Source organism: Paraburkholderia sp. MM5482-R2 (assembly GCF_050436125.1).
Taxonomy (GTDB): domain Bacteria; phylum Pseudomonadota; class Gammaproteobacteria; order Burkholderiales; family Burkholderiaceae; genus Paraburkholderia; species Paraburkholderia tuberum.
Window position 1 is genome coordinate 2,102,118 of record NZ_JBNDLP010000003.1, and the last position, 22,961, is coordinate 2,125,078.

At 63.7% G+C, this 22,961-nt stretch carries 20 protein-coding genes; 11 read left to right on the forward strand and 9 right to left on the reverse strand.

The genetic code is table 11. The features are described 5' to 3' along the window. The first annotated feature begins 1 nt into the window (after nt 1). Genes OKW37_RS31710 through mdcH form a run of 6 tightly spaced genes read left to right on the forward strand, consistent with a single transcriptional unit; the run spans nt 2 to nt 4,625 of the window. Nucleotides 2–967: a triphosphoribosyl-dephospho-CoA synthase gene (locus tag OKW37_RS31710; protein ID WP_429403272.1), complete on the forward strand. Its 966-nt coding sequence runs from the start codon at nt 2–4 to the stop codon at nt 965–967. Nucleotides 968–972: 5 nt separating this feature from the next. Continuing rightward, a complete protein-coding gene (locus tag OKW37_RS31715; protein ID WP_184038621.1) occupies nt 973–1,296 on the forward strand; it encodes a malonate decarboxylase subunit delta in 324 nt (107 codons plus the stop codon). Continuing rightward, entirely contained in the window at nt 1,293–2,177 is an 885-nt protein-coding gene (locus OKW37_RS31720) for a biotin-independent malonate decarboxylase subunit beta (protein ID WP_429403273.1), read from the forward strand. The genes OKW37_RS31715 and OKW37_RS31720 overlap by 4 nt, the downstream gene beginning before the upstream one ends. Further along, nucleotides 2,174–2,995, forward strand: coding sequence for a biotin-independent malonate decarboxylase subunit gamma (mdcE, locus tag OKW37_RS31725; protein ID WP_429403274.1), 822 nt, complete (start codon nt 2,174–2,176; stop codon nt 2,993–2,995). Before OKW37_RS31720 ends, mdcE begins: the two co-directional genes overlap by 4 nt. Beyond that, entirely contained in the window at nt 2,995–3,693 is a 699-nt protein-coding gene (locus OKW37_RS31730) for a malonate decarboxylase holo-ACP synthase (RefSeq protein ID WP_429403275.1), read from the forward strand. The genes mdcE and OKW37_RS31730 overlap by 1 nt, the downstream gene beginning before the upstream one ends. After that, on the forward strand, nt 3,693–4,625 hold the full coding sequence (gene mdcH, locus OKW37_RS31735) for a malonate decarboxylase subunit epsilon (protein ID WP_429510015.1): 933 nt from the start codon (nt 3,693–3,695) through the stop codon (nt 4,623–4,625). Before OKW37_RS31730 ends, mdcH begins: the two co-directional genes overlap by 1 nt. A gap of 116 nt (nt 4,626–4,741) precedes the next feature. On the opposite strand, the gene OKW37_RS31740 is transcribed toward mdcH, so the two are convergent. Beyond that, the gene (locus OKW37_RS31740) at nt 4,742–5,656 is read right to left on the reverse strand and encodes a LysR family transcriptional regulator (protein WP_429403276.1); all 915 of its coding nucleotides are present in this window, start codon (nt 5,654–5,656) and stop codon (nt 4,742–4,744) included. 100 nt (nt 5,657–5,756) lie between these two features. Here OKW37_RS31740 and OKW37_RS31745 point away from each other — a divergent pair, with 100 nt between their 5' ends. The 3 genes from OKW37_RS31745 to OKW37_RS31755 all read left to right on the forward strand — a co-directional run bounded on the left by OKW37_RS31745 (nt 5,757) and on the right by OKW37_RS31755 (nt 9,582). Continuing rightward, nucleotides 5,757–6,584 carry an SDR family oxidoreductase gene (locus OKW37_RS31745; RefSeq protein WP_429403277.1) on the forward strand — a complete coding sequence of 276 codons (828 nt, stop codon included), beginning with the start codon at nt 5,757–5,759 and terminating at the stop codon, nt 6,582–6,584. Nucleotides 6,585–6,876: 292 nt separating this feature from the next. After that, nucleotides 6,877–7,314 (forward strand): RidA family protein, encoded by a 438-nt coding sequence (locus OKW37_RS31750; protein WP_429403278.1) that lies wholly within the window; start codon nt 6,877–6,879, stop codon nt 7,312–7,314. A 642-nt stretch (nt 7,315–7,956) separates the two neighbouring features. Then, entirely contained in the window at nt 7,957–9,582 is a 1,626-nt protein-coding gene (locus OKW37_RS31755) for an L-lactate permease (protein WP_429403279.1), read from the forward strand. A gap of 835 nt (nt 9,583–10,417) precedes the next feature. Here the strand turns inward: OKW37_RS31755 and OKW37_RS31760 are convergent. Both OKW37_RS31760 and OKW37_RS31765 read right to left on the reverse strand, forming a co-directional pair. Then, nucleotides 10,418–11,515, reverse strand: a complete 1,098-nt coding sequence (locus tag OKW37_RS31760; protein WP_429403280.1) for an extracellular catalytic domain type 1 short-chain-length polyhydroxyalkanoate depolymerase — start codon at nt 11,513–11,515, stop codon at nt 10,418–10,420. A 45-nt stretch (nt 11,516–11,560) separates the two neighbouring features. Then, the gene (locus OKW37_RS31765) at nt 11,561–11,986 is read right to left on the reverse strand and encodes a CopG family transcriptional regulator (protein WP_018420777.1); all 426 of its coding nucleotides are present in this window, start codon (nt 11,984–11,986) and stop codon (nt 11,561–11,563) included. A gap of 623 nt (nt 11,987–12,609) precedes the next feature. Here OKW37_RS31765 and OKW37_RS31770 point away from each other — a divergent pair. Next, a complete protein-coding gene (locus OKW37_RS31770; RefSeq protein WP_090806167.1) occupies nt 12,610–13,419 on the forward strand; it encodes a class I SAM-dependent methyltransferase in 810 nt (269 codons plus the stop codon). Nucleotides 13,420–13,439: 20 nt separating this feature from the next. Here the strand turns inward: OKW37_RS31770 and OKW37_RS31775 are convergent, their stop codons facing one another. Both OKW37_RS31775 and OKW37_RS31780 read right to left on the reverse strand, forming a co-directional pair. After that, nucleotides 13,440–16,193 (reverse strand): HAD-IC family P-type ATPase, encoded by a 2,754-nt coding sequence (locus OKW37_RS31775; protein ID WP_184068318.1) that lies wholly within the window; start codon nt 16,191–16,193, stop codon nt 13,440–13,442. Between the two features lie 45 nt (nt 16,194–16,238). Then, nucleotides 16,239–17,186, reverse strand: coding sequence for a polyphosphate kinase 2 family protein (locus tag OKW37_RS31780; protein ID WP_429403281.1), 948 nt, complete (start codon nt 17,184–17,186; stop codon nt 16,239–16,241). Nucleotides 17,187–17,483: 297 nt separating this feature from the next. Between OKW37_RS31780 and OKW37_RS31785 the strand changes: the two genes are divergently transcribed. Next, on the forward strand, nt 17,484–17,792 hold the full coding sequence (locus OKW37_RS31785; protein WP_429403282.1) for a phosphatase PAP2 family protein: 309 nt from the start codon (nt 17,484–17,486) through the stop codon (nt 17,790–17,792). Between the two features lie 93 nt (nt 17,793–17,885). On the opposite strand, the gene yjfF is transcribed toward OKW37_RS31785, so the two are convergent. The 4 genes from yjfF to OKW37_RS31805 form a co-directional block, all read right to left on the reverse strand. Then, nucleotides 17,886–18,983, reverse strand: coding sequence for a galactofuranose ABC transporter, permease protein YjfF (yjfF, locus tag OKW37_RS31790; protein WP_018420772.1), 1,098 nt, complete (start codon nt 18,981–18,983; stop codon nt 17,886–17,888). Beyond that, nucleotides 18,980–20,023 (reverse strand): ABC transporter permease, encoded by a 1,044-nt coding sequence (locus tag OKW37_RS31795; RefSeq protein WP_184069082.1) that lies wholly within the window; start codon nt 20,021–20,023, stop codon nt 18,980–18,982. Before OKW37_RS31795 ends, yjfF begins: the two co-directional genes overlap by 4 nt. After that, a complete protein-coding gene (locus OKW37_RS31800) occupies nt 20,020–21,654 on the reverse strand; it encodes a sugar ABC transporter ATP-binding protein (RefSeq protein WP_429403283.1) in 1,635 nt (544 codons plus the stop codon). Before OKW37_RS31800 ends, OKW37_RS31795 begins: the two co-directional genes overlap by 4 nt. Before the next feature lie 253 nt (nt 21,655–21,907). Further along, on the reverse strand, nt 21,908–22,894 hold the full coding sequence (locus OKW37_RS31805) for an ABC transporter substrate-binding protein (RefSeq protein ID WP_090806177.1): 987 nt from the start codon (nt 22,892–22,894) through the stop codon (nt 21,908–21,910). Nucleotides 22,895–22,961 lie beyond the last annotated feature (67 nt).

The window sequence follows — 22,961 nt, forward strand, 5'->3', positions numbered from 1 at the left end:
GATGGCGTCCGCTGCTGTTCTTCCCGAACGGTTGGACGCGCCGCATGCTTCGGTCCTACACGATGCATGTGGCAGGTCGCCGGTCGCGCCGTTTTCCGACGCCCAACTCGCGCGCGACGCGATCACCGCGCTGATCGACGAGGCGGAGCTCACGCCGAAGCCCGCGCTCGTCGACCGGCGCGGCAGCGGCGCGCATCGCGACCTCGATCTCGCGATCATGCGGCGCTCCGCGCACGCGCTCGAACCGACCTTCGCGGCGCTGGCGCGCACGGCGCGCCGCCGCGGCGAACCCTCGGCGCTGCTGCGCGCCGAACTCGCGCAGATCGGCCGCGCGGGCGAACAGGAGATGATGCAGGCGACAGGAGGGAGCAATGCGCATCGCGGCGCGATCTGGATCATCGGCTTGCTGGTTGCGGGCGTGGCGCTCGAAACGGCTTCGAGTTCCTCCATGCGTGCGCACAGACCTGGCGATCCCAACCATCTCGATAGCTCGCGCGTCTGCACGCTGGCCGCGCAGATCGCCTGCTTCCCGGATCGCTTCGCCGCTTCGTCCGATAGCCACGGCGAACGCGCGCGTCGACGCTATCAGGTCGGCGGCGCGCGGCGCGAAGCGCAGGACGGCTTTCCGCACGCGCTCGAGGTCGGCCTGCCGGCATTGCACGCGGCCCGCGCACGCGGCCTCGACGAAAACGCCGCGCGCATCGATGCGTTGCTCGCGATCATGAGCACGCTCGACGATACCTGCCTGCTGCATCGCGCGGGACTCGCCGGCTTGCATGCGGGGCAGCGCGGCGCGCGGCGCGTGCTCGACGCGGGCGGCAGTTCGACAGCCGCGGGCCGCGTCGCGCTCGACGCGCTCGAACGCGAACTGCTGTCGCTGAACGCATCGCCGGGCGGCGCGGCCGATCTGCTCGCCGCCACCCTCTTTCTCGACATGCTGGCGCATCGCGACGCCAGCCGGAGCTGAGCCTCATGGAACATTTGACCTTTGACTATCCGGCGCAACGCGCCGTCACGACCCGCGCGCACGTCGGCGTGGTCGGCTCGGGCGATCTGGAAGTGCTGCTGTCGCCTGCCGCCGCCGATCCAGGCGGTTCGGCGCTCGCCGCGCACGTGGTGGTGCGCACCAGCGTCGACGGCTATAGCCACATCTGGAAGAGCGTGCTCGACCGCTTCTTCACGCGCTACGACGGCGCCGCGCACATCGAGATCAACGACTTCGGCGCGACGCCGGGCGTAGTCGCGTTGCGGCTCGCCGAAGCGGTCGAAGCGGCCGAGGAAGGAGACAGCGTATGAGCACGAGCGCCAGCGTAGATAGCGCGCCGCTGCTGCGCGAGAGCTTCATCGAACTGCCCGCGCGCGAGCGCGCCCGCTCGCTGCTCGACGCGGGCAGCTTCCGCGAACTGCTCGGACCGTTCGATCGCATCGGGTCGCCGTGGCTGCCCTTGCAGGGCATCGTCTGCCAGGCCGACGACGGCTGCGTGATCGCGCGCGGCACGATCGACGGCGAACCGGCCGTAGTCGCCGCGATCGAATCGGCGTTCCAGGGCGGCAGCATCGGCGAAGTGTCGGGCAGCAAGATCGCCGCGGCGCTCGAGATGGCGCTACGCGACTGCGAGCGTGGCAAGCGCGTGCGCCCGGTCGTGCTGTTCGAGACCGGCGGCGTGCGGTTGCAGGAAGCGAACCTTGGGCTTGCGGTCATCGCCGAGATTCAGGCGGCGATCGTCGCGCTGCGCCGGCGCGTGCCGGTGGTCGGCGTGATCGCGGGCATGGTCGGCTGCTTTGGCGGCATGTCGCTCGCGGCCGCGCTGTGCTCGTATCTGATCGTGACGAAGCAGGGACGGCTCGGCATGAACGGACCTGAAGTAATCGAACAGGAAGCCGGTATCGAAGAACTCGATGCGAGCGATCGCCGCCGCGTATGGCAACTGATCGGCGGCGAGCAGCGCGTCGCGAGCGCGCTCGCCGACACACTCGTCGACGACGATGCCGAGGCCGTGCGCGCCGCCGTACGCGCCGCGTTCGCGCAAGGCGTGCCGGACACGCATCGCAGCGAGCAGGTCGACATGTTCTTGCAGAGGCTCGCGCGGATCGATCCGGCAAGCGTCACGCCCGAGACGCTGCGTGATGTGTACAACCCGCAAGGGCGCGATGCGTCGAACAAGGAGCAGGCATGAACGACACGATACTCACGCGCGGCGCGCGCTGGTTCAATGCACTTGCCGGTGAACCGTCGAGCGCGGCGCCCGTCTGGAGCGGCGATGCGCCGCTCGGCGGCGACACCGCGCGCTTCATCACGGTCGTGCCCGATCCCGCGAACCGTTTTCCGCGCGCGACCACCAACGTGGTTGGGCTCGAACAAGGCTGGCAACTCGCGCGCGCGGTGCGTGAAGCGATCGAAGCGGATGCGGGTGTGGACGCCGGCACGCGCCGCCCGATCGTCGCGATCGTCGACGTGAAGAGCCAGGCGTACGGCTATCGCGAGGAAATGCTCGGCATCCACCTCGCCTGCGCGGCCGCCGTCGACGCCTATGCGAGCGCGCGCGACGCCGGCCATCCGGTGATCGCGCTGATCGTCGGTCCGGCGATGTCCGGCGCGTTCCTCGCGCACGGCTATCAGGCGAACCGCATCGTCGCGCTCGACGCGCCCGGCACGATGGTCCACGCGATGGGCAAGGAAGCGGCCGCGCGCGTCACGCGCCGCACGGTCGAAGAACTCGACGAACTCGGCGACACGATCGTGCCGATGTCGTATTCGATGGCGTCGTTCGCGAAGTTGGGGCTGCTCGATCAGTTGATCGAAGGCATCGACGCGGACGCGCCCGACGCGGCACAGATCGAGCGCGTGCGCAAGGTGCTGGTCGAGCAGATTCGCAGCGCGCGCGAGGGGGATCGTACGCTCGCGCGTCGGCTGGAATCGGCGGCGGCGCGGCAGACTCGCGCGGCGTCGATCGAGGTGCGGCGGCGTCTTGCCGAACAATGGGATGCCGTGTGATGCGCGTGTGTGCGGCTGCGCCCTTCTCCACCGTGCACGCCACGTCGTGCGACGCGCGGTGGCGGCCGCATGATCTGCTGCGCTTGCGGCGGCTGGACTCGCCCGATGACGAACCAGCGTGGGTTCGCGACGCGTTCGAACGCGCGCCGTATGCGGTCGTCCGACGCGCGCTCGCCGCTGATGGTTTCGTCGCGATCGGCGTACGCGGTGCGAAGCGAGCGCAACGCTACGGCACATGGGTGCATGCGGACGATATCGTCGGTGCCGTGCCGCCGGAATCGCTCGCGCAGACGCAAGCCGATGCTGGGCGTGATGCATTGCCCTCGTTCGTTGCACTGCTTTCGTTGCAACGTGATTCGGGCGGTCCGCTTGCTGGATTCGCTTGGGGACCTATTGGCAGCACCGGCTTTGAACTGGCGACGCACGTGCCGACTGTCAACGAAACGAGCGACCTCGATCTGTTGATCCGCGTGCCGCAACCGCTGGCGCTGAATGTCGCGAGTGCTTTGCTGGAGCAACTGCAAACGCTCGCGGCGCATATCGGTATCCGCATCGATGCGCAACTCGAAACGCCCGCGGGTGGCGTGGCGCTCGCGGAATGGGCCGCGGGCAAGGCGCGCGTGCTTGCCCGCGATGCGAGCGGCCCCCGCTTGATCGCCGATCCGTGGGCGGCGGTTGCTCACAATGGCATTGCCTGATGCTCGCGCTTCTGTTCCCCGGCCAGGGTGCGCAGAGCGAAGGCTTTCTACATCGACTGCCGCAGCATCGCGCGGTACAGGACACGCTCGCTGAAGCCTCCGACACACTTGGCATCAACGTGCTGACGCTCGACTCAGCCGACGCTTTCGATTCGACGGTCGCGGTGCAACTGGGCTTGACCGTCGCGGGCGTCGCGATCATGCGCGCGCTCGCCGATGAAGGATTGGCGGCGGAGATCAGCGCGGGACTGTCGATCGGCGCGTATGCGGCGGCGGTCAGTTGTGGCGCGGTGGCGTTCCGCGACGCGCTGAAGATGGTGCAGCGACGCGCCGAGCTGATGGAAACCGCTTATCCGGCGGGCTATGGTCTCGCGGCCGTCTCCGGCTTGAGCGAGCAGCAGGCGGAAACGCTCGTTGCACAGCAGGCCGCGGAGCAACGGCAACGCGTGTATATCGGCAACGTCAATGCACCGCGCCAGATCGTGATGGCCGGCGCGGACGATGCGCTCGACGGGTTCATCGAACGCGCGCTCGCGGCCGGCGCGCGCAAGGCCACGCGGCTCGCGGTCAGCGTGCCCTCGCATTGCGAATTGCTCGCGCGTGCGAGCGACGAACTGCTGGCGTACTCGCGCACGTTGCATGTTGAAAGACCGCGCGGTGTTTATATCGGCAATCGCGGTGGACGCCCGTTATATACGGCCGATGCGATTCGCGAGGATCTTGCGACAAATATGCGTTACACCGTGCGCTGGTTCGATGCGCTGACCGTGATGCAGGAAATGGGCGCGCAGGTGCTGGTCGAGGCGCCGCCGGGGCAGGTGTTGACAGATATCGTGAGGGAGAATTTTTCTGAGGTCAGTGCGCTGGCTGCGAGTACATTGCCGTTTGACAGGTTGGTGGGGACGGTACGCAGGCGGTTGGAGCGTGGCTGACGGGGTGTGCTTTGCGGTGTGCGAATGCGGCTGGGCCAGGGGCGTCTGGGAGCTTCGGCCAGACGCCGCTCGCAAGCCGGCGTCGGCGAATGGTCGCTCTTGCTGATTCGCGGAAGCTACCTCGACGGCTCGGACACGCTGCCGGGCAGTTGCCGCACCAGCTCGATGAATGCCCGCAACCCGGCGGGAATATGTCGGCTTCCGGGAAAATAGAGAAACAGTCCGGGAATGAGCGGGCACCAATCACTCAGCACCGCAACGAGCCGCTTGCGTGCCATCGCGTCGCGCGCATACGGCTCGGGTACGTATGCAATACCGAGTCCCCGCAGTGCCGCTTCGATCATCAACGCATTGCTGTCCATCGTGAGCGCGCCGGGCGGATCTATCGTGAAGGCCTGACCGTGACGCGCAAACTCCCATCGATAGCGTTTGCCACTGGGCAGACGTTGCCGGACGCAGTGATGGGCCTGCAATTCGTCCGGCACGGCAGGCCGGCCATGCTTGCGCAGATAACGCGGCGACGCCACTGCAACAAAGCGTGAATCCTCGCTGACCCGTACCGCGATCATGTCCTTGGGTACCGCTTCACCGAGCCTTACGCCTGCATCAAAGCCTTCCGCGACGATATCGACGAAACGTCCGTCCGAGACGAGATCCAGCTCCATCCGCGGATACATCGCCAGAAAGCGCGGCACGACAGTCTGGAGCAGTTGACGGATCGCCCCGTCGCTTCCATTGATGCGCAGCGTGCCGCGAAGCGCCTCATCTTCCCGCGCGACATCGTCGAGCACGTGATCGAGATCGCTCAGCACAGGGCGCAGACGTGCAAGCAGACGCTCCCCCGCTTCTGTCAGGGATACGCTGCGCGTGGTCCGGTGCAGCAAGCGCACATCCAGATCGTTCTCGAGTCCGCGCATCGCATGGCTCAGCGCCGAACGCGACACGCCCAGTTCGCCTGCGGCCTGCACGAAGCTCCGCCGCGCGGCGACGACCATGAACGCCTGCAGATCGTTGAGAGTCGGTTTGCCCATTGGTGAATTTCCTTCAACACGTCATGCCGATCGGCCTGGCTTCTCCGACGAATTCCATTGTTCTAGCATGAACTCCTGATCCTTCCAACGGAGCATGAGCATGACGAAGAACTGGCTGATCACGGGCGCATCGAGCGGGCTGGGGCGTGGGCTGACGGAGAAGCTGCTGGCACGCGGCGACGGCGTTGTCGCGACGCTGCGCAGGCCCGGCGCATTGGACGATCTGCGCAAGCAACACGGCGATCGACTGGAGGTCGTCACTTGCGACCTGACGAACGTCGATGCAATCAGAGCCGCTGTAGCGCAGGCATTTGCTGCGCTCGCGCGCATCGACGTCGTCGTCAGCAACGCGGGCTACGGGCTGTTCGGCGCGGCCGAAGAGCTCGACGACACCCAGATTGCACGGCAGATCGAGACGAATCTGACCGGGTCGATCCAGTTGATACGCGCGGTCATTCCGCGTCTGCGGGAACAGGGCGGCGGACGGATCGTGCAGGTGTCGTCGGAAGGCGGCCGAATCGGCTATCCGGCTTTTAGCATTTATCACGCGACGAAATGGGGAATCGAGGGTTTCGTCGAAGCTGCCGCGCAAGAAGTCGGACCGTTCGGCATCGACTTCGTGATCATGGAGCCCGGTCCGACGCGCACCAACTTTGGCGCGGGTCTCGACCGCGCGGCGCCGATGCGCGTGTACGACGACACGCCCGTCGGTGAAATCCGGCGCGCACTCGACGCTGGCTATTTCGATTTTGCGGATGCGGCGAAAACTGTCGACGCAATGATCACCGCGATCGACAGCCCGTCCCCTCCGTTACGGCTTGCGCTGGGCAAGTCTGCGTACGAATCGATACGTGCGTCGCTGACAAAGCAACTCGCGAGTCTCGAGGCGCAGAAGGAGATCGCGTTGTCGGTGATGGAGCGTGGATAGCCAGATGGCGAGCCACTCGATGGCCCCGAAACGTAGCGCAAGCGACGTTTCTGAAGGATGACTTCCAAGGGATGAAGAGATTCGAACAGCCGAATACTTCGTCAACCAAGGGAGCAGATGTGGCCGGTCGGTAGTTGACGCGATCGCCCCAGATCGACACTCAAGTGCCCTCCGAATTCCGCGTGCCCTTTACGCCGGCTTCCGACCCGCAACGGACCTTCGCCCGGCCTGATAACGGCCATTCGATGGCCATGTATGATGCCGCGCAACACCCCATCGTAGGAGTTTGGCAATGGTAGATGCAGTGAACCCGATAGAAGTTTGGGCGCCGTTCGGCACCTTCTCTATGGCGGTCATTCAAGGCGATGGCCGTATCGCTCACCTGAAGGGCCAAGTGTCGCTCGATCGACATGGACAAATCGTCGGGCAAGGGGACATCCGCGCGCAGGTAAGGCAGGTACTGGAGAATATTCGCAGCGTCCTAGCGTCGATTGGTGGACAGATGGCGGATGTGATTTCGATGGTTCACTATGCAACGGACATTGAGGCCTTTATGGCCACCGGCGACATTCGCCAAGAGTTTTTTGGTGCGCCGTATCCTGTCACGACGACCGTCCAGGTGCAACGTCTATACCGGCCTGAACTGCTAATCGAGATCGCGGCGATCGCCGAAATTCCCCGCTCGCGGTTTCGCCATCCTGGGCCGGGCAACCAGGCACTACGTGAGTGATTTCCTCGCACGACCCGGCTTGGCCGGCTAGCGCCCGACAACCAAGCGCGGCGATCGCCGCGTGCGCGGCCTCTCATACAAAGGGCATAAGGCGACCCGATTCGGTCATAGAGGATCATGAAACCGAACGGCAGTTATGGAAGTACAACCGACCGACGGCGAGCCTGGTCAACAATCGAATTTCTCCGTGTCTCTATGGATTCGGAGGGCTAACGCATTTGGTTTGTCCGACTAATTCCGCTAATGCGGCGATGACTCCGCTCCGCTGCGGAGAAAGGCTATCCGTCGCGAAACGCTTATCACGTAGGGGCGCCTGCGCTGACGGCACGGGACACACGTAGCCTCGACTTCGGCATGTCAATCTGGAATTGGCGGCTTGCCCCAGCCCGAACAGGATCCTCTCGTCCGCGAACCGAAAGCTCTTCAACGTAGCACCTCGTCGCAATAGGAGGACTGCGATCTGAACGCCCTCTACTGTTAGCCTGTACGGAAATGCCCGAGCAACATCGTTCCGTGGCAACGGCACACGCATCCATACAAGCGTTTATTGCAATATCAAGTATCTTTCCTACACTGCGAGAGGTACCACACCGCGATCACGCGTCTCCCAGCGAAATTTAAAAACAAAACGGAGTCTGATCTATGTTCCAGCAAATTCTCAATCCGACCGGCAGCTTGTTCGCGTCGTGGCTGCTGGCGCTGGTACCCGTGGTCATTCTCCTGGTACTACTCGCAGTCTTCAAGCTTTCTGCCTGGCTTTCCGTCCTGCTCGGCGCGATTGTCACCTTTATCCTCGCCGTCGCGGTATGGGGGATGCCGCTGAGCACCGGGATCCGGGCCTATCTCTATGGCTCGCTGACGGGCATCTGGGCGGTAGACTGGATCACGTTTTGGGGTGTCATGCTCTTCAATTCGCTGACGCTCACCGGTGTGTTCGACCATTTCCGGCGCTGGCTCACCGCCCAGGGCACTGCGGACGTGAGGGCACAGACCATGCTGTTTGCCTGGGCTTTCGGCGCCTTGCTCGAGGGGCTGGTCGGATTCGGCTACCCTTGGGCGTTCGTGGCGCCGATTCTGATCGGGCTTGGCATTCCCGATCTCGACGCGATCCGAGTTGCCGCGATCGCCAATAACGCCCCGGTCTCCTACGGCGCGCTCGGTGTGCCGATCATTGCCCTGGCAGCCGTGACCGGCCTGCCAATACTCGCACTTTCCGCCTCGGTCGCGCATATCGTGGTGGTGCTCGCGTTGCTGCCGCCTTGGGTATTGATCTATCTGGTCTCCGGACGAACCGGTTTGCGCGACGGTTGGCCGCTCGCGGTGGTGGGCTCGCTAGGCTACATCGCCGGACAATACCCGGTCGCGGTTTACCTGGGGCCCTATCTGCCCGATGTGACCGGTTCGATCGTTTGCTTTGCCGCCCTGCTCGTGTTGCTCAAATTCTGGCGCCCGAAAACCGTGCTCGGCTATGGCGGCAAGCCGGTCGATGCGGCGGCAGCGGCACTCGGCAACGCGCCGCACGGACTTTCGAGGGCGCAGGTGTTCCGCGCCTGGCTGCCCTTCATTGTGCTGATCGTGGTGGTGGTCCTGTGGACCGGCCCATGGTCGCCGCTGCCCAAGATAGTCTGGTTCAAGTTCGCGGTCACGGCAGGCTCTTCGATTCGCCAGGGCGCTGAAGTGGGCGCCGTCTTCGCTTTCTCGCCCTTCATCGGCGGTACGGCGATCTTCGCCGCATGGCTCATCACCACCTTACTGATCGGCATGAAGCCCGCGCAATATGCGGAAGCCTTCCGCCGCACCTGGCATCAGATGTGGGGCGCCTTGCTGGTGGGCGTCTTCATCTTCGGCCTCGCGTACATCTTCAATTTCTCGGGGATGGCGGCCTCTCTCGCCCAGGGATTCTCAAAGATCGGTGTCGCCTTCATCGTCGTTGCGCCCATTCTTGGCTGGATCGGCGTGGCGCTGTCTGGCAGCAATACGTCCACCAACGCAATGTTCGGCTTCTTCCAGGTAACGGTCGGGCGCTTGCTCGGCTTCCCCACGCTGCTCCTGCCGTCGCTCAACTCGGTGGGCGCCGAGGTTGGAAAGCCGGTTGCGCCCCAGACCGCGAGTGTGGGCGTGTCGACCAGCCGTTTCGTGCGTAACGAAGGGGAAGTCATCCGACACAACATGGGATGGACATTCATCATGCTGCTCTACCTCATCGTCATCGGGGTGGGTTTCTACGTGTTCGCCCCAAGCTTGATGACGCTGGCAGGTGGCGGTTAGGCGGATTCAGGTGCTCGCGAGGCGTTTCACCGCCGCTCAGCTGAACACGAATTCAAATGCGGACGGGACGGTAGGCCCGTCCGCTTGCGCATTGAACCTCCCCTTTTCGACAGATCCCGGGGCACGTAACTGGACCCGTTGTCGCCGTCGTCGGGGCTTTGTTACTGCGGGAAGTCCTGGCGGATTGGGTCCAGCATCCCAAAGTCGTTGCCCAACGTCCAATTCACGCCTTGTCCCTTTCGCTGCTCCCATTGCAGGAGCAGTCTCCCGTCGAGCGAAGATCAAACGCGATTTGTGCGCGCCTGTTTGGAGGACGATATAAGACGCGAGTCGTACAACACTGTTGATTGACAATCCGGAAAGCCGCGAAGACCAGAAACCCCGGATCTCGCACAGTCGTTTGCGCAAATCGACGGACAGCTTTGACATCTGGATTGGCCGATGGAGGAAGGACCGTTTCGGCCAATCGAATGGCCGTTTGCTGAGTGGATCCGACGTCCGAACGTCCGAGCGATGAGGCGGGCGAATGGCCGTTCATGGCCGATGACTGCCTCACGCAATGGGCACACATCGCTCGAACTTCGCAAGGCCGCGATCGGCGACACGCGACCCGTTGTTGACGATGGACGAACACGCGTGGATGTCTCCAATTGAATGGCAACCCGCCGTACATTGATTGCGGCGCAAATCCGGCTTCGCCGACCTGCCGCCGAGGATTCGCCGCGGAAGTGATTCATCGGGCAGCCTTTATATGCAGTTGAGCAAGCGGACTTGCTCTACATGCACAGCGGACGCCACTCCGTCGCAATCATAGTAACCATAAGAGAGGCCTGCACTATTGCCGTTGCGGATGATCAAGAAAGAAGCGCAGCATTTCGGCACTCGCATCCGGACCAGTAGCGTCCGTATAACTGCCTCGTGCATTGCCGCCTGCCCAAGCGTGCCCTGCGCCATGAATGGTCCACAACTCGGCGTCGATACCGTCGCCGGAAACCAGCCGCGAGACGGTACAGGCGCGTCGGCCCGCGTCGACCCGACGCCGTTCGCTGCCGGCGTCCGGCCGTGCGTCAAACCTCTGCACGAGCCGCGTGGCATTCGCTACGTGAACGGTGGCATCCGCGTCACCATGAAAGACGATCATGGGCCGTCTCGGTGACAAGTCTGTATCGCCTTGCACGCGCCGTGCGTTTCGGGGGTGCTTGCCGCCTTTCATCGCCGCGAGCGCGGAGGGTAAATTGTGCGCGCACCGTGCCGGAAGACCGGAATGCACGCCGACCGCGGCATACAGTTCGGGATACTCGGCGATCATGATCGCCGCCATCGCGCCCCCCGCGGACATCCCCGCGACGTACACGCGCGCGGGATCGACGTTGTGGGCCGAGATGATTTCGCGCGTGATGCCTGCGATCAGCGACGGCTCGCCGCGCTCGCGATGCTGATCGTCAGGTTTGAACCAGTTCCAGCACTTCGACGGATTCGCCTGCTGCGGTTGCACCGGATAAGCTACAAGACATCGATGCCGCTCGGCAAGCGCGTTCATCTGCGTGCCTGCTGCGAAATCGTCGGCGTCCTGCGTGCACCCGTGCAGCATCACAATCAGTGGCAGCGGCTCGCCGACGCCCCCCGCCGGCACATACAGCCGATATTGACGGCGACCGGCGGCATTCGCATACGCAAGCGTGATGAAATGTCCTCGTTCCTCCACGTCCAGGCAGTCTTCTCGCGTCTTGTGCGCGGTCGCTTCCTTGGTCTTTGCAAACGGGAAGACAACGGGCTCTGGCGTCTTGTCCCGCGACGCAGTTTCGTTCACTGCACCGACGCTTTCCCCTCGCAGTGCGCGTTGTATCGCTTCTGTCGCTTCGGCAACGCCGCGGGTACGCAGCAAAGTCATCGCTTCGTGCATTGAGTTCAGAAAGCCTTCGTTGAGTTTCATCACATTTGTCCGATTACCGGTGTTGAGGGGGTGGGCCTCGCGCGGCTAGTGGATTCTGCCGGCAAGCGCCGTCTTGACTGCGGGCGAAGCGTGAAAGGCTCCCAGCACCACGACGCTTTCGATAGTCGCGAGCGCGAGTTCCGGGGAGACATCGGCGGCAATGCTGGCCAATCCCAGGACCTGAATGTTGAGACGCTCGCGCGCGGCTCGAATCGCCTCGAGATCCTGCCTGGAAAAATGCTGCAGCCCGAGCACGAGCGAACGACGCGCAACCGTTTCCTGGACGACCCGCGCATGTAGCGCGAGCTGGTTGCGAATCGCCGTTCGGATCAGGTCGGTCCGGTTCGCATAGAAGCCTTCTTCAACCAGCAGGTCGATCTGCCCGAGGTCGACCGGTCCGAGGTTGATCGTGATTTTTTCCGAGTCGCCGCCTTTCGAGCGGGGGGTGTCCAATACCGCGGGTTTCTTCATCGCACCATCCTTTCACCATCCATATGGATGGTTATAGGATGGTTTTAGATGCGCCGCAACATAAAAATTTGGGGTCGAGACGCCTTCTGGGTCGCCGCATCGCTGGTCGTGGGGGCTAGATAGAGCGCTATCGCCGGTCGATGCGCACATGGATAGCTACGAGGTACTGGCCGGTTGGAGGACGCACATCGCACTGTTCGACCGCATTGTTAAGTTAACGCCGAATAAGACGGCCGAGCATGGGGAGGTTGGCACTGATGTTCGCTCGAACACAACGGATGAGCGTCAAGGCGCAAAACCATCAGAATAAGGCGCGAAATGGAGAGGTTCCCCGACCAGTTTTGACAAATTCAACTGCTATCCTTCAAAACTTGAACCCGTTCACTATCGCGGCTTTATCCAGCTAGTTGCTGCCGCAGGTCTCGCCAAACGCAGTCCATCAGCGCTCAAAATCGGAGTGGTCAACATCCCGCGAACCTCTCAACCCCGATGTCACTCGGGCAGCGAAAGCCGGTACTGCGGAAACGGATTGCGCAGACCTCAACATGGACCAAGGATTCCCAGCATACTGGCCCGGTAGAGCCTGAAATTCGTCGTATCGTTCGCACCGCCATGAGGGAGATATGCATAAACCCATCGACACTGAAACGATCCCGAGCAATGAATTGCAGCAGGTCAAGGCGACTTATGCCAAGCTTTGCGAGGACTACATTGCACATCGTAGCGATGGTGAATACCGGGACTATGTGCAATCGGTCATTGCCAACAACGCGAGTCTCGATCGCCACGTGCGCGCGTTCGAAATTTACGCACCGTATATCAAGCGTGGCATGAAAGTGCTCGACTGGGGATGCCGGCACGCGCCAGATTCGTGCATGCTTCGCACGCTCTACCATGACATCGATATATATGGCTGCGACATCTGCAAGGATGGGCAATTCGCGGAATTCCATGAGTACGCCGGGTTATCTTTCGCATCGCTCGATCATGAATTTCTGCTGCCCTACGAAGACAATCAATTCGATGTGGTGATCGGAAGCGGTGTACTCGAGCACGTGGCCCGCGAGCAAAAGAGCCTCGATGAGCTATGGCGCGTGCTGAAAAACGACGGTTTGCTGATAATCACATTTTTACCTAACCGCTTATCGGTGACCGAAAACGCGTGCAGAGTCATGAAGAAGTACACGGGCCATAATCGACTGTACAGTCTCAGCGACGCGAAGCGCCTGTTTCTCCGGTCGGGATTCGTACTGGAAGAATGCGGCTATCACCAGGTCTTTCCCACCTTCGCAAAAGGCATAAAGGGCGGCGGAGCGCTCAACGCACTGGCCAATATCGGCATGAAGCTGAACCGGCCTTTCGAGCGGATACCGATCGTGAATGCAGTCTCGGCTAATCTGTTTTTCATCCTCCGCCGCGTGCATGAGATGTAGCAGGCGGCCGCCAAGGCGGCCTACCTCGCGGGATCATTGGGCAAGGCCGCGCCCTCCTGTTGCGACGTCACAAATCCTCTCAATGCAGGGGTGAGCCGGAAAACGAGCTTCTCGATCTCCACCACGAGGAAAAACAGGACGCCACCACCGACGAGCCACCCCCACGCCGACAAGGGCAGAGCCTCGGTGTGGAAAACGGCATGGAACGGGAACGTATAGGTGAACAGAAGCTGCAAGACCACGACGCCGGCTATTCCGTACCAGAGATAGCGATTGCCTGTATGGGCGCGCACGGACAGCGACGAATCGAGCAGATACCGGATGTTGAGCAGATAGAACACCTGGCCGAGCGTAATGGCGTTGACCGCGGCCGTGCGCGCCATCTGATCCGACGCCCCTTGCGACTTCATCCAGAAGAAGGTGGACAGCGTATAGATCACGAGCGCCGCGCCGACGAACAGGATGCGCCAGATGCCGAAGCGCGTGACGATCGGCCGGTCGATTGCGCGTGGCGAGCGGCGCATCACGTCTGCCTCGTGCGGCTCGAACGAAATGGTCAGGCCGAGCGCGACGGAAGTAACCATGTTGACCCACAGGATCTGCGGCGCCGTGATCGGCAGCGTGAAGGAGAACAGGATCGCCACCGCGATCACCGCGCCTTGCGCGACATTGGTCGGCAGCATGAACAGCATCGCTTTCTCGATGTTGTTGTAGACCGTGCGCCCTTCCTTCACCGCCGCGGAGATCGACGCGAAATTGTCGTCGGCGAGGATCATACCCGCCGCCTCCTTCGTCACCTCGGTGCCCTTGATCCCCATCGCGACACCGATGTCGGCTTTCTTGAGCGCCGGCGCATCGTTGACGCCGTCGCCCGTCATCGCGACGATCTGCCGGTTCGCCTGGATCGCCTTGACGAGCCGCAGCTTGTGCTCGGGACTCGCGCGCGCGAACACGTCGACGCCGCGCACGCATTCCTGCAGCGCCGCATCGTTCATCGCCTCGATCTCGGTGCCGGACACGGCGGTCTTGCCGTCGCCGATGCCCAGCATTCTTGCGATTGCCGCCGCCGTGATCTTGTGGTCGCCCGTAATCATCGTCACGCGAATGCCGCCGCCGTGGCATTCGCGCACGGCGTCGATCGCCTCTTTGCGCGGCGGGTCCATCAGGCCCACGAGGCCGAGCAGTACGAGGGTACGCGGCAGGTCCTGCGGCCCGAGGCCGCCCGTACGCAGGCCCGGGTCCGACAGCCACGCGAGCCCGAGCACGCGCTCACCTTGCGCGGCGAGCCGGTCGCCCTCCCTCGCGAAGTGCTCGCGATCGAGCGGCGCCGGGCCTTGCGCCGTCTGCTGCCGGTCGCAGTGGTCGAGGATCACCTCTGGCGCGCCCTTGACGAGCAGCATTTCGCCGTCCGTCGAACGGTTCAGCGTCGCCATGAACTTGTGCTCGGACTCGAAGGGGATCGCGTCGATCCTCGGCGCGGCGGCCGTCTCGGCGGCACGGTCCATGCCCAGCTTGGAAGCGAACGGATAGAGCGCGCCCTCGGTCGGGTCACCCTCCACTTTCCATTTGCCGTCTTCCTCGAAGAGCTCGGCGTCGTTGCACAACAGCGACACGCGGCCCATCAGCTTGAGCACGTCCGGCGCAGCGCCGAGCGGCTTGCCATCCGCGCTGACCTCTCCTTCGCTGGCGTAGCCGTCGCCCGTAACGGCATAGGCCGCTTCGGCCGTTACGACGGAGGTCACCATCATCTCCATCAGGGTCAGCGTGCCCGTTTTATCCGAGCAGATGCGCGAGACGGCGCCCAGTGTTTCGACCGCCGGCAGGCGGCGAATAATGGCGTTGCGCTGGGCCATGCGCTGCACGCCGATGGCGAGCGTGATGGTGATGAGCGCCGGCAGGCCTTCCGGGATGACCGATACCGCAATCCCCACGATGGCCTGGAACAGTTCGACGAAGGTCATGTGTCCGAGCCAGTGCCCCCAGGAGAAGAGCAGCACGCTGACAACGGCGATCACTGCCGTGATGACGTAGCCGAACTTCTTGATCTGGCGCAGCAGCGGCGTCTCGAGCGCGCTGACCTCGGCGAGCATCTGGTTGATCCGGCCGAGTTCCGTCTGGCTCCCGGTCGTCACCACGACGCCGGTTGCCCGGCCCGACAAGACCATCGTGCCGCAGAACGCCATGTTCTCGCGGTCGCCGACCGTGGCCTTGGCGGGTACCGGCGCGGTGCCCTTCTCGGCCGGGAGGGATTCCCCCGTAAGAGCCGCTTCTTCCGTGCGCAGGTTCCTGGCGTCGACGAGACGCATGTCCGCCGGGATTTTGTCGCCCGATTCCAGTAGCACGATGTCGCCAGGCACGAGTTCCTCGGCGGGGATCAAGCGAACCGCTCCGCCACGCATCACGCGCGCTTCCGCGGACAGCATGTTGCGAATCGAGTCGAGCGCCTTCTCGGCGCGTCCTTCCTGCAGGAAGCCGAGCAGCGAGTTGAGGATGACGACGGCCAGAATGACCGAGCCATCGAGCCACAGGCCCAGCATCAACTTGACGAAACCGGCCGCGAGCAGCACGTAGATCAGAACGTTGTGGAGCTGCATCAGGAAGCGTACGACCGGCCCCCTCTTCTTGCCCTGCGGGAGGCGGTTCGGCCCATAGGTGGCCAGCCGCCCGGTCGCTTCCGTTGCATCCAGGCCCTGCGCGGGATCGACGTTGAACTGCCGTTCGATGTCACCGGCCGGCATCGCATGCCACGGCGTCGCACTCTCAACTGAGCTCATCCTCGTGTCTCCCGGTTCCAGTGATTTCGGGTCAGGGGGCCGCTCTCAATGGTCTGGATCGTCCCCGGGTTGATCGGGTCTCGTCTCGTCCACCGCTTCAGCGTCGAATTCCTCCCTCGCGGCGGCGAGATCCTTCATCTGCTCTTGCGTGGCTTTCGGATATTCGAGGTCGAGCTTCTCGACGGCCTCGACGATCGCGGCCGCGACGATGAGGCGCGTGAAAGGTTTGTTGTCGGCGGGCACGACGAACCACGGAGCCGCTTCGGAGGCCGTCGCGCGGATCGTCTCTTCATAGGCGTGCATATAGTCGTTCCAGTAGCGACGCTCGCGAACGTCGGCTGCGGAAAACTTCCAGTGCTTGTCGGGATTGTCGAGGCGATCCATGAATCGCCTCTTCTGCTCCCCGTACGACAGGTTCAGATAGAACTTGAGAATGACCACGCCCTGGCGCGTCAGATAGTCCTCGAAGCGCGCGATGTCGGCGAGCCGCTCGTCCCATATGTTGTTGCCGACCCGTGCCGGCGGGATCTTCTGCGCATGGAGCAGATGCTGATGCACGCGCACCACCAGCACCTCCTCATAGTACGAGCGGTTGAAAATGCCGATGTGCCCGCGCTCGGGCACTTTCCTCGAATAGCGCCAAAGGAAGTCGTGGGAGAGCTCCTCATCCGACGGCTGCTTGAACGAGATGACATCGCACCCCTGCGGATTGACGCGCGACATCACATGCTTGATCGTCCCATCCTTTCCCGCGGCGTCCATGGCCTGGAACACCAGCAGCACGGACCAGGAATCCTGCGCGTAGAGGATCTCCTGCTCCATCGCGAGCCATTTCGACCCGCGCTGGAGTAGTTGCTGCGCCTCTTCCTTATGCATTCTGAGTCCCACCGTCTCGCCGGGATCGAAATTCTTCAGGAAGAAATCTTTGCCGCTCGTGACGCGGAACGGATCGGTGTATGCCCGCAGCGCGTCGAGTATTTCCGTGCGAACCATCGCTCTTTCTCCACGGCATCTGCATTCATTTGCACGATTCGCGGATTGCATCGCAACCGCAGTCGTACTGTTCACAACTCTTTCTGATAATAGGTCACGCAGACGGAAACGTGCTCATCGGCAACGACGCTGCGCACCCGCGTAGCGACGGGAAACACACGTCTCAACGCTGCCACGTTCCGAACCGCACTGCCGGTCGATCACCGCCTGTCGGCCCCGTCGACCCAGTCGCGACAAGGCCGTCAGACGATAGGCATTACCTGTGCTTATCCTTCACCAGACAGCGCCAACAAAAAAATGGACGAGCACAATGTCGAGCCACGAACACGAACACGGGGAACAGCGGAGTGGTGGGCGTTACCCGCTATTGTCTTTATCTATGCGCTGCGTCGCATGCCACGGCTTTTGCTGTTTGCGATTCCTCTCAACGTGACGATGATCCTGTCGACGCCGACGCAAGGCGGTCACTATCTCGCCGATGTGATTGCGGGTCTGCTGCTCAGTGCGCTGGCGATTGCAGCGCTCAAGCGCTGCATGCACCTGCTGGCGACGCGCAAAGCCGCGAAGGCGCCGAGTTCGCGGTCCATGCCGGTGCGAACGGCATGAGCTGGACGCTCGGAAGCGGCCGCGCGGACTAACGTGAACGCGGCGCGGCTTGCGCCGCGCCGCCGTGGTTCGAAGCGACTGGAAGACCGCGCGCTAGCCCGGCGCCCGCCCCAACACCTGCGAATCCGACGACGCCGTCGTCGACGTCTCGTCACGCCCGTGCCCATGCCCCGTCGTCGTGACCGCATTGGTGCCGCCGGGCCGACGCACCGATTTCGCGTGCCGCTCGATCAATCGCTGCAGCAAACAGAACGCGCACAGCAGCGCGCCGATCACGATGCGCGTCCACCACGAACTGAGCGTGCCGTCGAACGTAATCAGCGTCTGGATCGTGCCCAGAATGCCGACGCCGAACAGCGAGCCGACCACATAACCGACGCCGCCCGTCAGCAGCGTGCCGCCGATCACCGTGGCCGCAATCGCATCGAGTTCCATGCCCTGCCCTTGCAGCCCATAGCCCGACAGCACGTAGAACGTGAACACCGCGCCGCCGAGCGCCGAACAGAAGCCGCTCAGCGCATACACGCCGACCCGCGTGCGCGCGACCGGCAGGCCCATCAGCAGCGCCGAGCGCGGATTGCCGCCGACCGCATACACGTTGCGTCCGAAGCGCGTGAAATGGGCGACATAGATCGCGGCCGCGAGCGTCACGGCCGCGATCAGCACGTTCGCCGATACCGAACCGACGCCGACACTGAGACGAAACGCGGAGATCGCCTTGAACGTCGGATCGGTGATCGTGATCGACTGCGTCGTGATCAGAAAGCACAGGCCACGCGCGAAGAACATCCCCGCCAGCGTCACGATGAACGCCTGCAGGCGGAAGTAGTGAATCAGCGCGCCCTGCACCGCGCCGAACACCGTGCCCATCAACAGCACGATCGGAATGATGAGCCACACCGACACATGCATGTGCTCGGACAGCACGGCTTCGACGATCGTCGTCAGCGCGACGATCGAGCCCACCGACAGATCGATGCCCCCCGACACGATCACGAACGTCATGCCGATCGCGACGATCAGCAGGAACGCGTTGTCGACGAGCAGATCGAGCAACACCTGCCACGCGAAGAAACCGGTGTACATCACTGAACCAAAGCCAAACAGCGCGCAGAACAGCAGGACCGTCACAGCGATCGGCAGCGTGCGCGGATCGACCACGCGGGCGAGTGCTTCGAGAACGCGCGTCATCGTGCCACCCCGCGCGATTTGACGAGCGACGCGCCGAACGACACCGCGAGCGCGCGTGCCACCGGCGACTGGATCACGCTGACCGCGAGCACGACGGCCGCCTTCACGACGAGCGTCGCTTCCGGCGGCACGCCGATCGAATACGTGGTGTACGTGAGCGTCTGGATGATCAGCGCGCCGAGCACCGTGCCCGCGAAACTGAAGCGGCCGCCGAGCAGCGACGTGCCGCCGAGCGTCACGGCGAGAATCGCGTCGAGTTCGAGCAGCAAGCCCGCGTTGTTGCCGTCCGCGCTACGCACGTTCGAGCTGATCAGGATGCCGGCCAGCGCCGCGGTCAAGCCCGAGAAGCCGTACACCGCGAATACGATCGCCTTCGAGCGCAAGCCGACGAGCCGTGTCGCAACCGGGTTCACGCCGATCGCGCGAATGAACAGACCGAGCGCCGTGCCCTCCACCAGGGCGGCGGTCGCCAGCACGGCTACGGTCGCGATCCATACCGAGCACGGCACGCCGAGCCAGTAGCCGCCACCGACGAACAGATAGCCGGGCGCGCCGATCGGGATGATCTGCCCGGCGGTCAGCAGTTGCGCGATGCCACGGCCCGCGACCATCAGAATCAGCGTCGCGATGATCGGCTGCATGCCGACGAACGCCACGAGCAGCCCGTTCCACATGCCGCTCAAGATGCCGACGACGAGCGCGGCCAGCAGCGCCTGCGCGATCAGCGCACCGCTCGGCACGGCCTGGGTCGCGAGTATCGTCGCGGCCGCGGCGCCCGCGATCGCGACCACCGCGCCGACCGAAATATCGATGCCGCGTGTCGCAATCACGAGCGTCATGCCGATCGCGACCAGCACGAGCGGCGCCGCGCGATTCAGGATGTCGATCGGCGCGCCGAACAGGTGGCCGTCGAGCGTGCGCAGCGCGAGAAAATGCGGATTGGCCAGCAGGTTCAGTCCGCCCAGCAACACGAGCGTCACGCATGGCCACAGCAGCGGACGCTCCACCCCGTCGCGCGCGAACCAGTTCGATAGCTTCATTCGCCGCTCCCTGCGATGAGTCGGTAGATGTTGTCCTCGTTCGATGCCTTACCGGCCACCTCGGCGATCTTGCGGCGATCGCGCAGCACCGCGACGCGATGGCTCACGCGCAGCACCTCGCTGATCTCCGACGAGATGAACAGGATGGACAGGCCGTTCGCGCACAGCGCGAGCAGCCGGTCCATGATGTCGAACTTCGCGGCGACGTCGATGCCGCGGGTCGGCTCGTCGAGGATCAGCAGTTTGGGATCGGTTGCCAGCCAGCGCGCAAGCAGCGCCTTCTGCTGGTTGCCGCCGGACAGCAGCGCGATCGGCTGCTCGGCGTCGGACGCCTTGATGCCGAGCCGCTCGATCCACATATCGGCGAGCTCGCGCGCGCGTTGCCGGCTGATCTTGCGCCACCAGCCGCGCCGCGCCTGCAACGCGAGCATGATGTTTTCGCGGATCGACAGTTCGGCGACGATGCCTTCCTTCTTGCGGTCTTCCGCGCAATAGCCGATGCCGTGGCGCACCGCGTCGTGCGGCGTGCGCAGCCGCACGACGCGCCCTTCGACGAGGATCGTGCCGCTGTCCGCGCGATCCGCGCCGAACAGAAGCCGCGCGGTTTCGGTGCGGCCCGAGCCGAGCAGACCCGCGAGGCCGAGAATCTTGCCGGCCTGCATCTCGAGATCGATCGGCTGCAAGGTGCCGCGACGGCCGACGCCACGCAGCTCGATGAACGGCTGCGTGGCCGTTGCTTCCGTGTGGTCTTGCGCGACCTCCTGATCGTCGGCGGCCTGTCCTTCGTGCGCCGGTTCGCGCAGACGCGCGCTCATGCGCTCGTGGCCGACCATCTTCGCGACCAGTTGATCCGCGGACAGATCGCGCGCGAGATATTCGCCTTCGCGCTCGCCGTTGCGCATCACCGTGATGCGATCGGAGATCGCATAAGTCTGCTCGATGAAATGCGTGACGAACAGGATCGCAATGCCCGATCGCTTAAGATGTCGAAGTATTTTGAATAGCTGCGCGACTTCGCTGTCGTCGAGGCTCGAAGTCGGTTCGTCGAGAATCAGTACGCGCGCATCGACGGACAACGCTCGCGCGATCGCGACCATCTGCTGCACGGCGATCGGGTAGGCGTCGAGCGAGCGCGTGACGTCGAGCGACACGTCGAGGCGTGCGAGCGCTTCCTGCGCGCGCCGCTTGATGTCGGGCCAGTCGATCGCGCCGAAGCGGCGCGGCTGCCGGCCCGCGAAGATGTTCTCCGCCACCGACAGATTCGGGCACAGGTTCACTTCCTGGTACAGCGTGCGCACGCCGGCCGCCTCGGCTTCCTGCGGCGACGCGAACGCGACCAACTCGCCGCCGAGGCGGATCGTGCCGGCATCGGGTGCGAGCACGCCTGTGAGCACGTTGATCAACGTGGATTTGCCGGCGCCGTTCTGGCCCATCAGCGTATGGACCTCGCCGGGAAACAGGCGGAAGTCGACGTGTTGCAACGCCTTGACGCCCGGAAATGTCTTGCTGACGCCGGAGGTCGCCAGAATCGGTTCGCGCGCGCTCATGTCATTCTGTTGGCCTGGCGCGCCCGGCGGCGTGCCGCGCCGCGGCTGGTCCGGCTGATTCGGTTCGGTAGCGGAATGGGTCATGGACCTCGCTCGATCGGCTATGCATGGTTCGGCAGGCCCCAGTGACATGCTCCCGCGGGCGCATGCTCCTGAAAAGAGACCGCCCGCTGCAGAAGAAAGCAGCCCGGGCGGTCAGGCACCACTGGAGAAACCTGTTCGATGCGTCCGTACTGCACATCTCCTTCGCGCCGTGAGCCCGTTGGCCCCGGCGCCTGAACACCGCACACGCCGCGGCGCTCGCGCGAGCGCTGCCGCGGCGACGTTGCGCGCCGCGTCAGTACTTACGCGACGGCAGAGTTTGCGCGGCCACGCTCATCGGGAAGACAGTCTCCTGAGTCAGGATGCGCTTCGGCAGCGGCTTGCCTGCCACGACGTCTTTCACCGCCGACATCAACTGCGGTCCGAGCAGCGGGCTGCACTCGACGTCGACGTTCATCTTGCCGGCGGCCATCGCCTGGAAGCCGCCCTTGGTTGCGTCGAACGAAACTACGACGACGTCCTTGCCCGGATGCATGCCGGCTTCTTCCATCGCCTGGATCGCGCCGAGCGCCATGTCGTCGTTATGAGCATAGACGACGTTGATCTTGTTGCCGTAGGTCTTGATGAACGCTTCCATCACCTGCTTGCCGCCGGCGAGCGTGAAGTCGCCGCTTTGCGACGCGATGATCTTGAACTTCGGATCGCTCTTGATCACTTCGATCAGACCCGCGTGGCGGTCGTTGGCCGGCGCGGAGCCGACCGTGCCTTGCAGCTCGGCGATGTTGACCGGACCTTTATCGTCCTTGTAGTGATCCGCGAGCCAGTGGCCGCCGCGCCGTCCTTCTTCGAGGAAGTCCGAGCCGATCATCGTCACGTACAGCGACGTGTCCTTCACGTCGATGTTGCGGTCGGTCAGGATCACCGGAATCTTCGCGGCCTTGGCTTCGAGCAGCACCGGTTCCCAGCCCGATTCGACGACCGGCGAGAACGCGATCACGTCGACCTTCTGCGCGATATACGAGCGGATCGCCTTGATCTGGTTTTCCTGCTTCTGCTGCGCGTCGGAGAATTTGAGGTTGATGCCGGCCTCCGTCGCCGCCGACTTCACCGATTCGGTATTCGCGGTGCGCCATGCGCTTTCCGCACCGACCTGCGCAAAACCGAGCGTAATTTTCTTGTCCTCGGCATGCGCGCCGGGCGTGGCCAGCGTCAGCGCTCCGAGACTCGCGCAAAGCGCGAGCGCGCCCAGAGCGCGACACGCGGCACGTCGTGTATTCGCCATGACAGTCTCCAATCGTTGTTGTGTAGACGACCCAGCGGTCTGCCCGGCCCTCGTGGCCCTCTCGGCA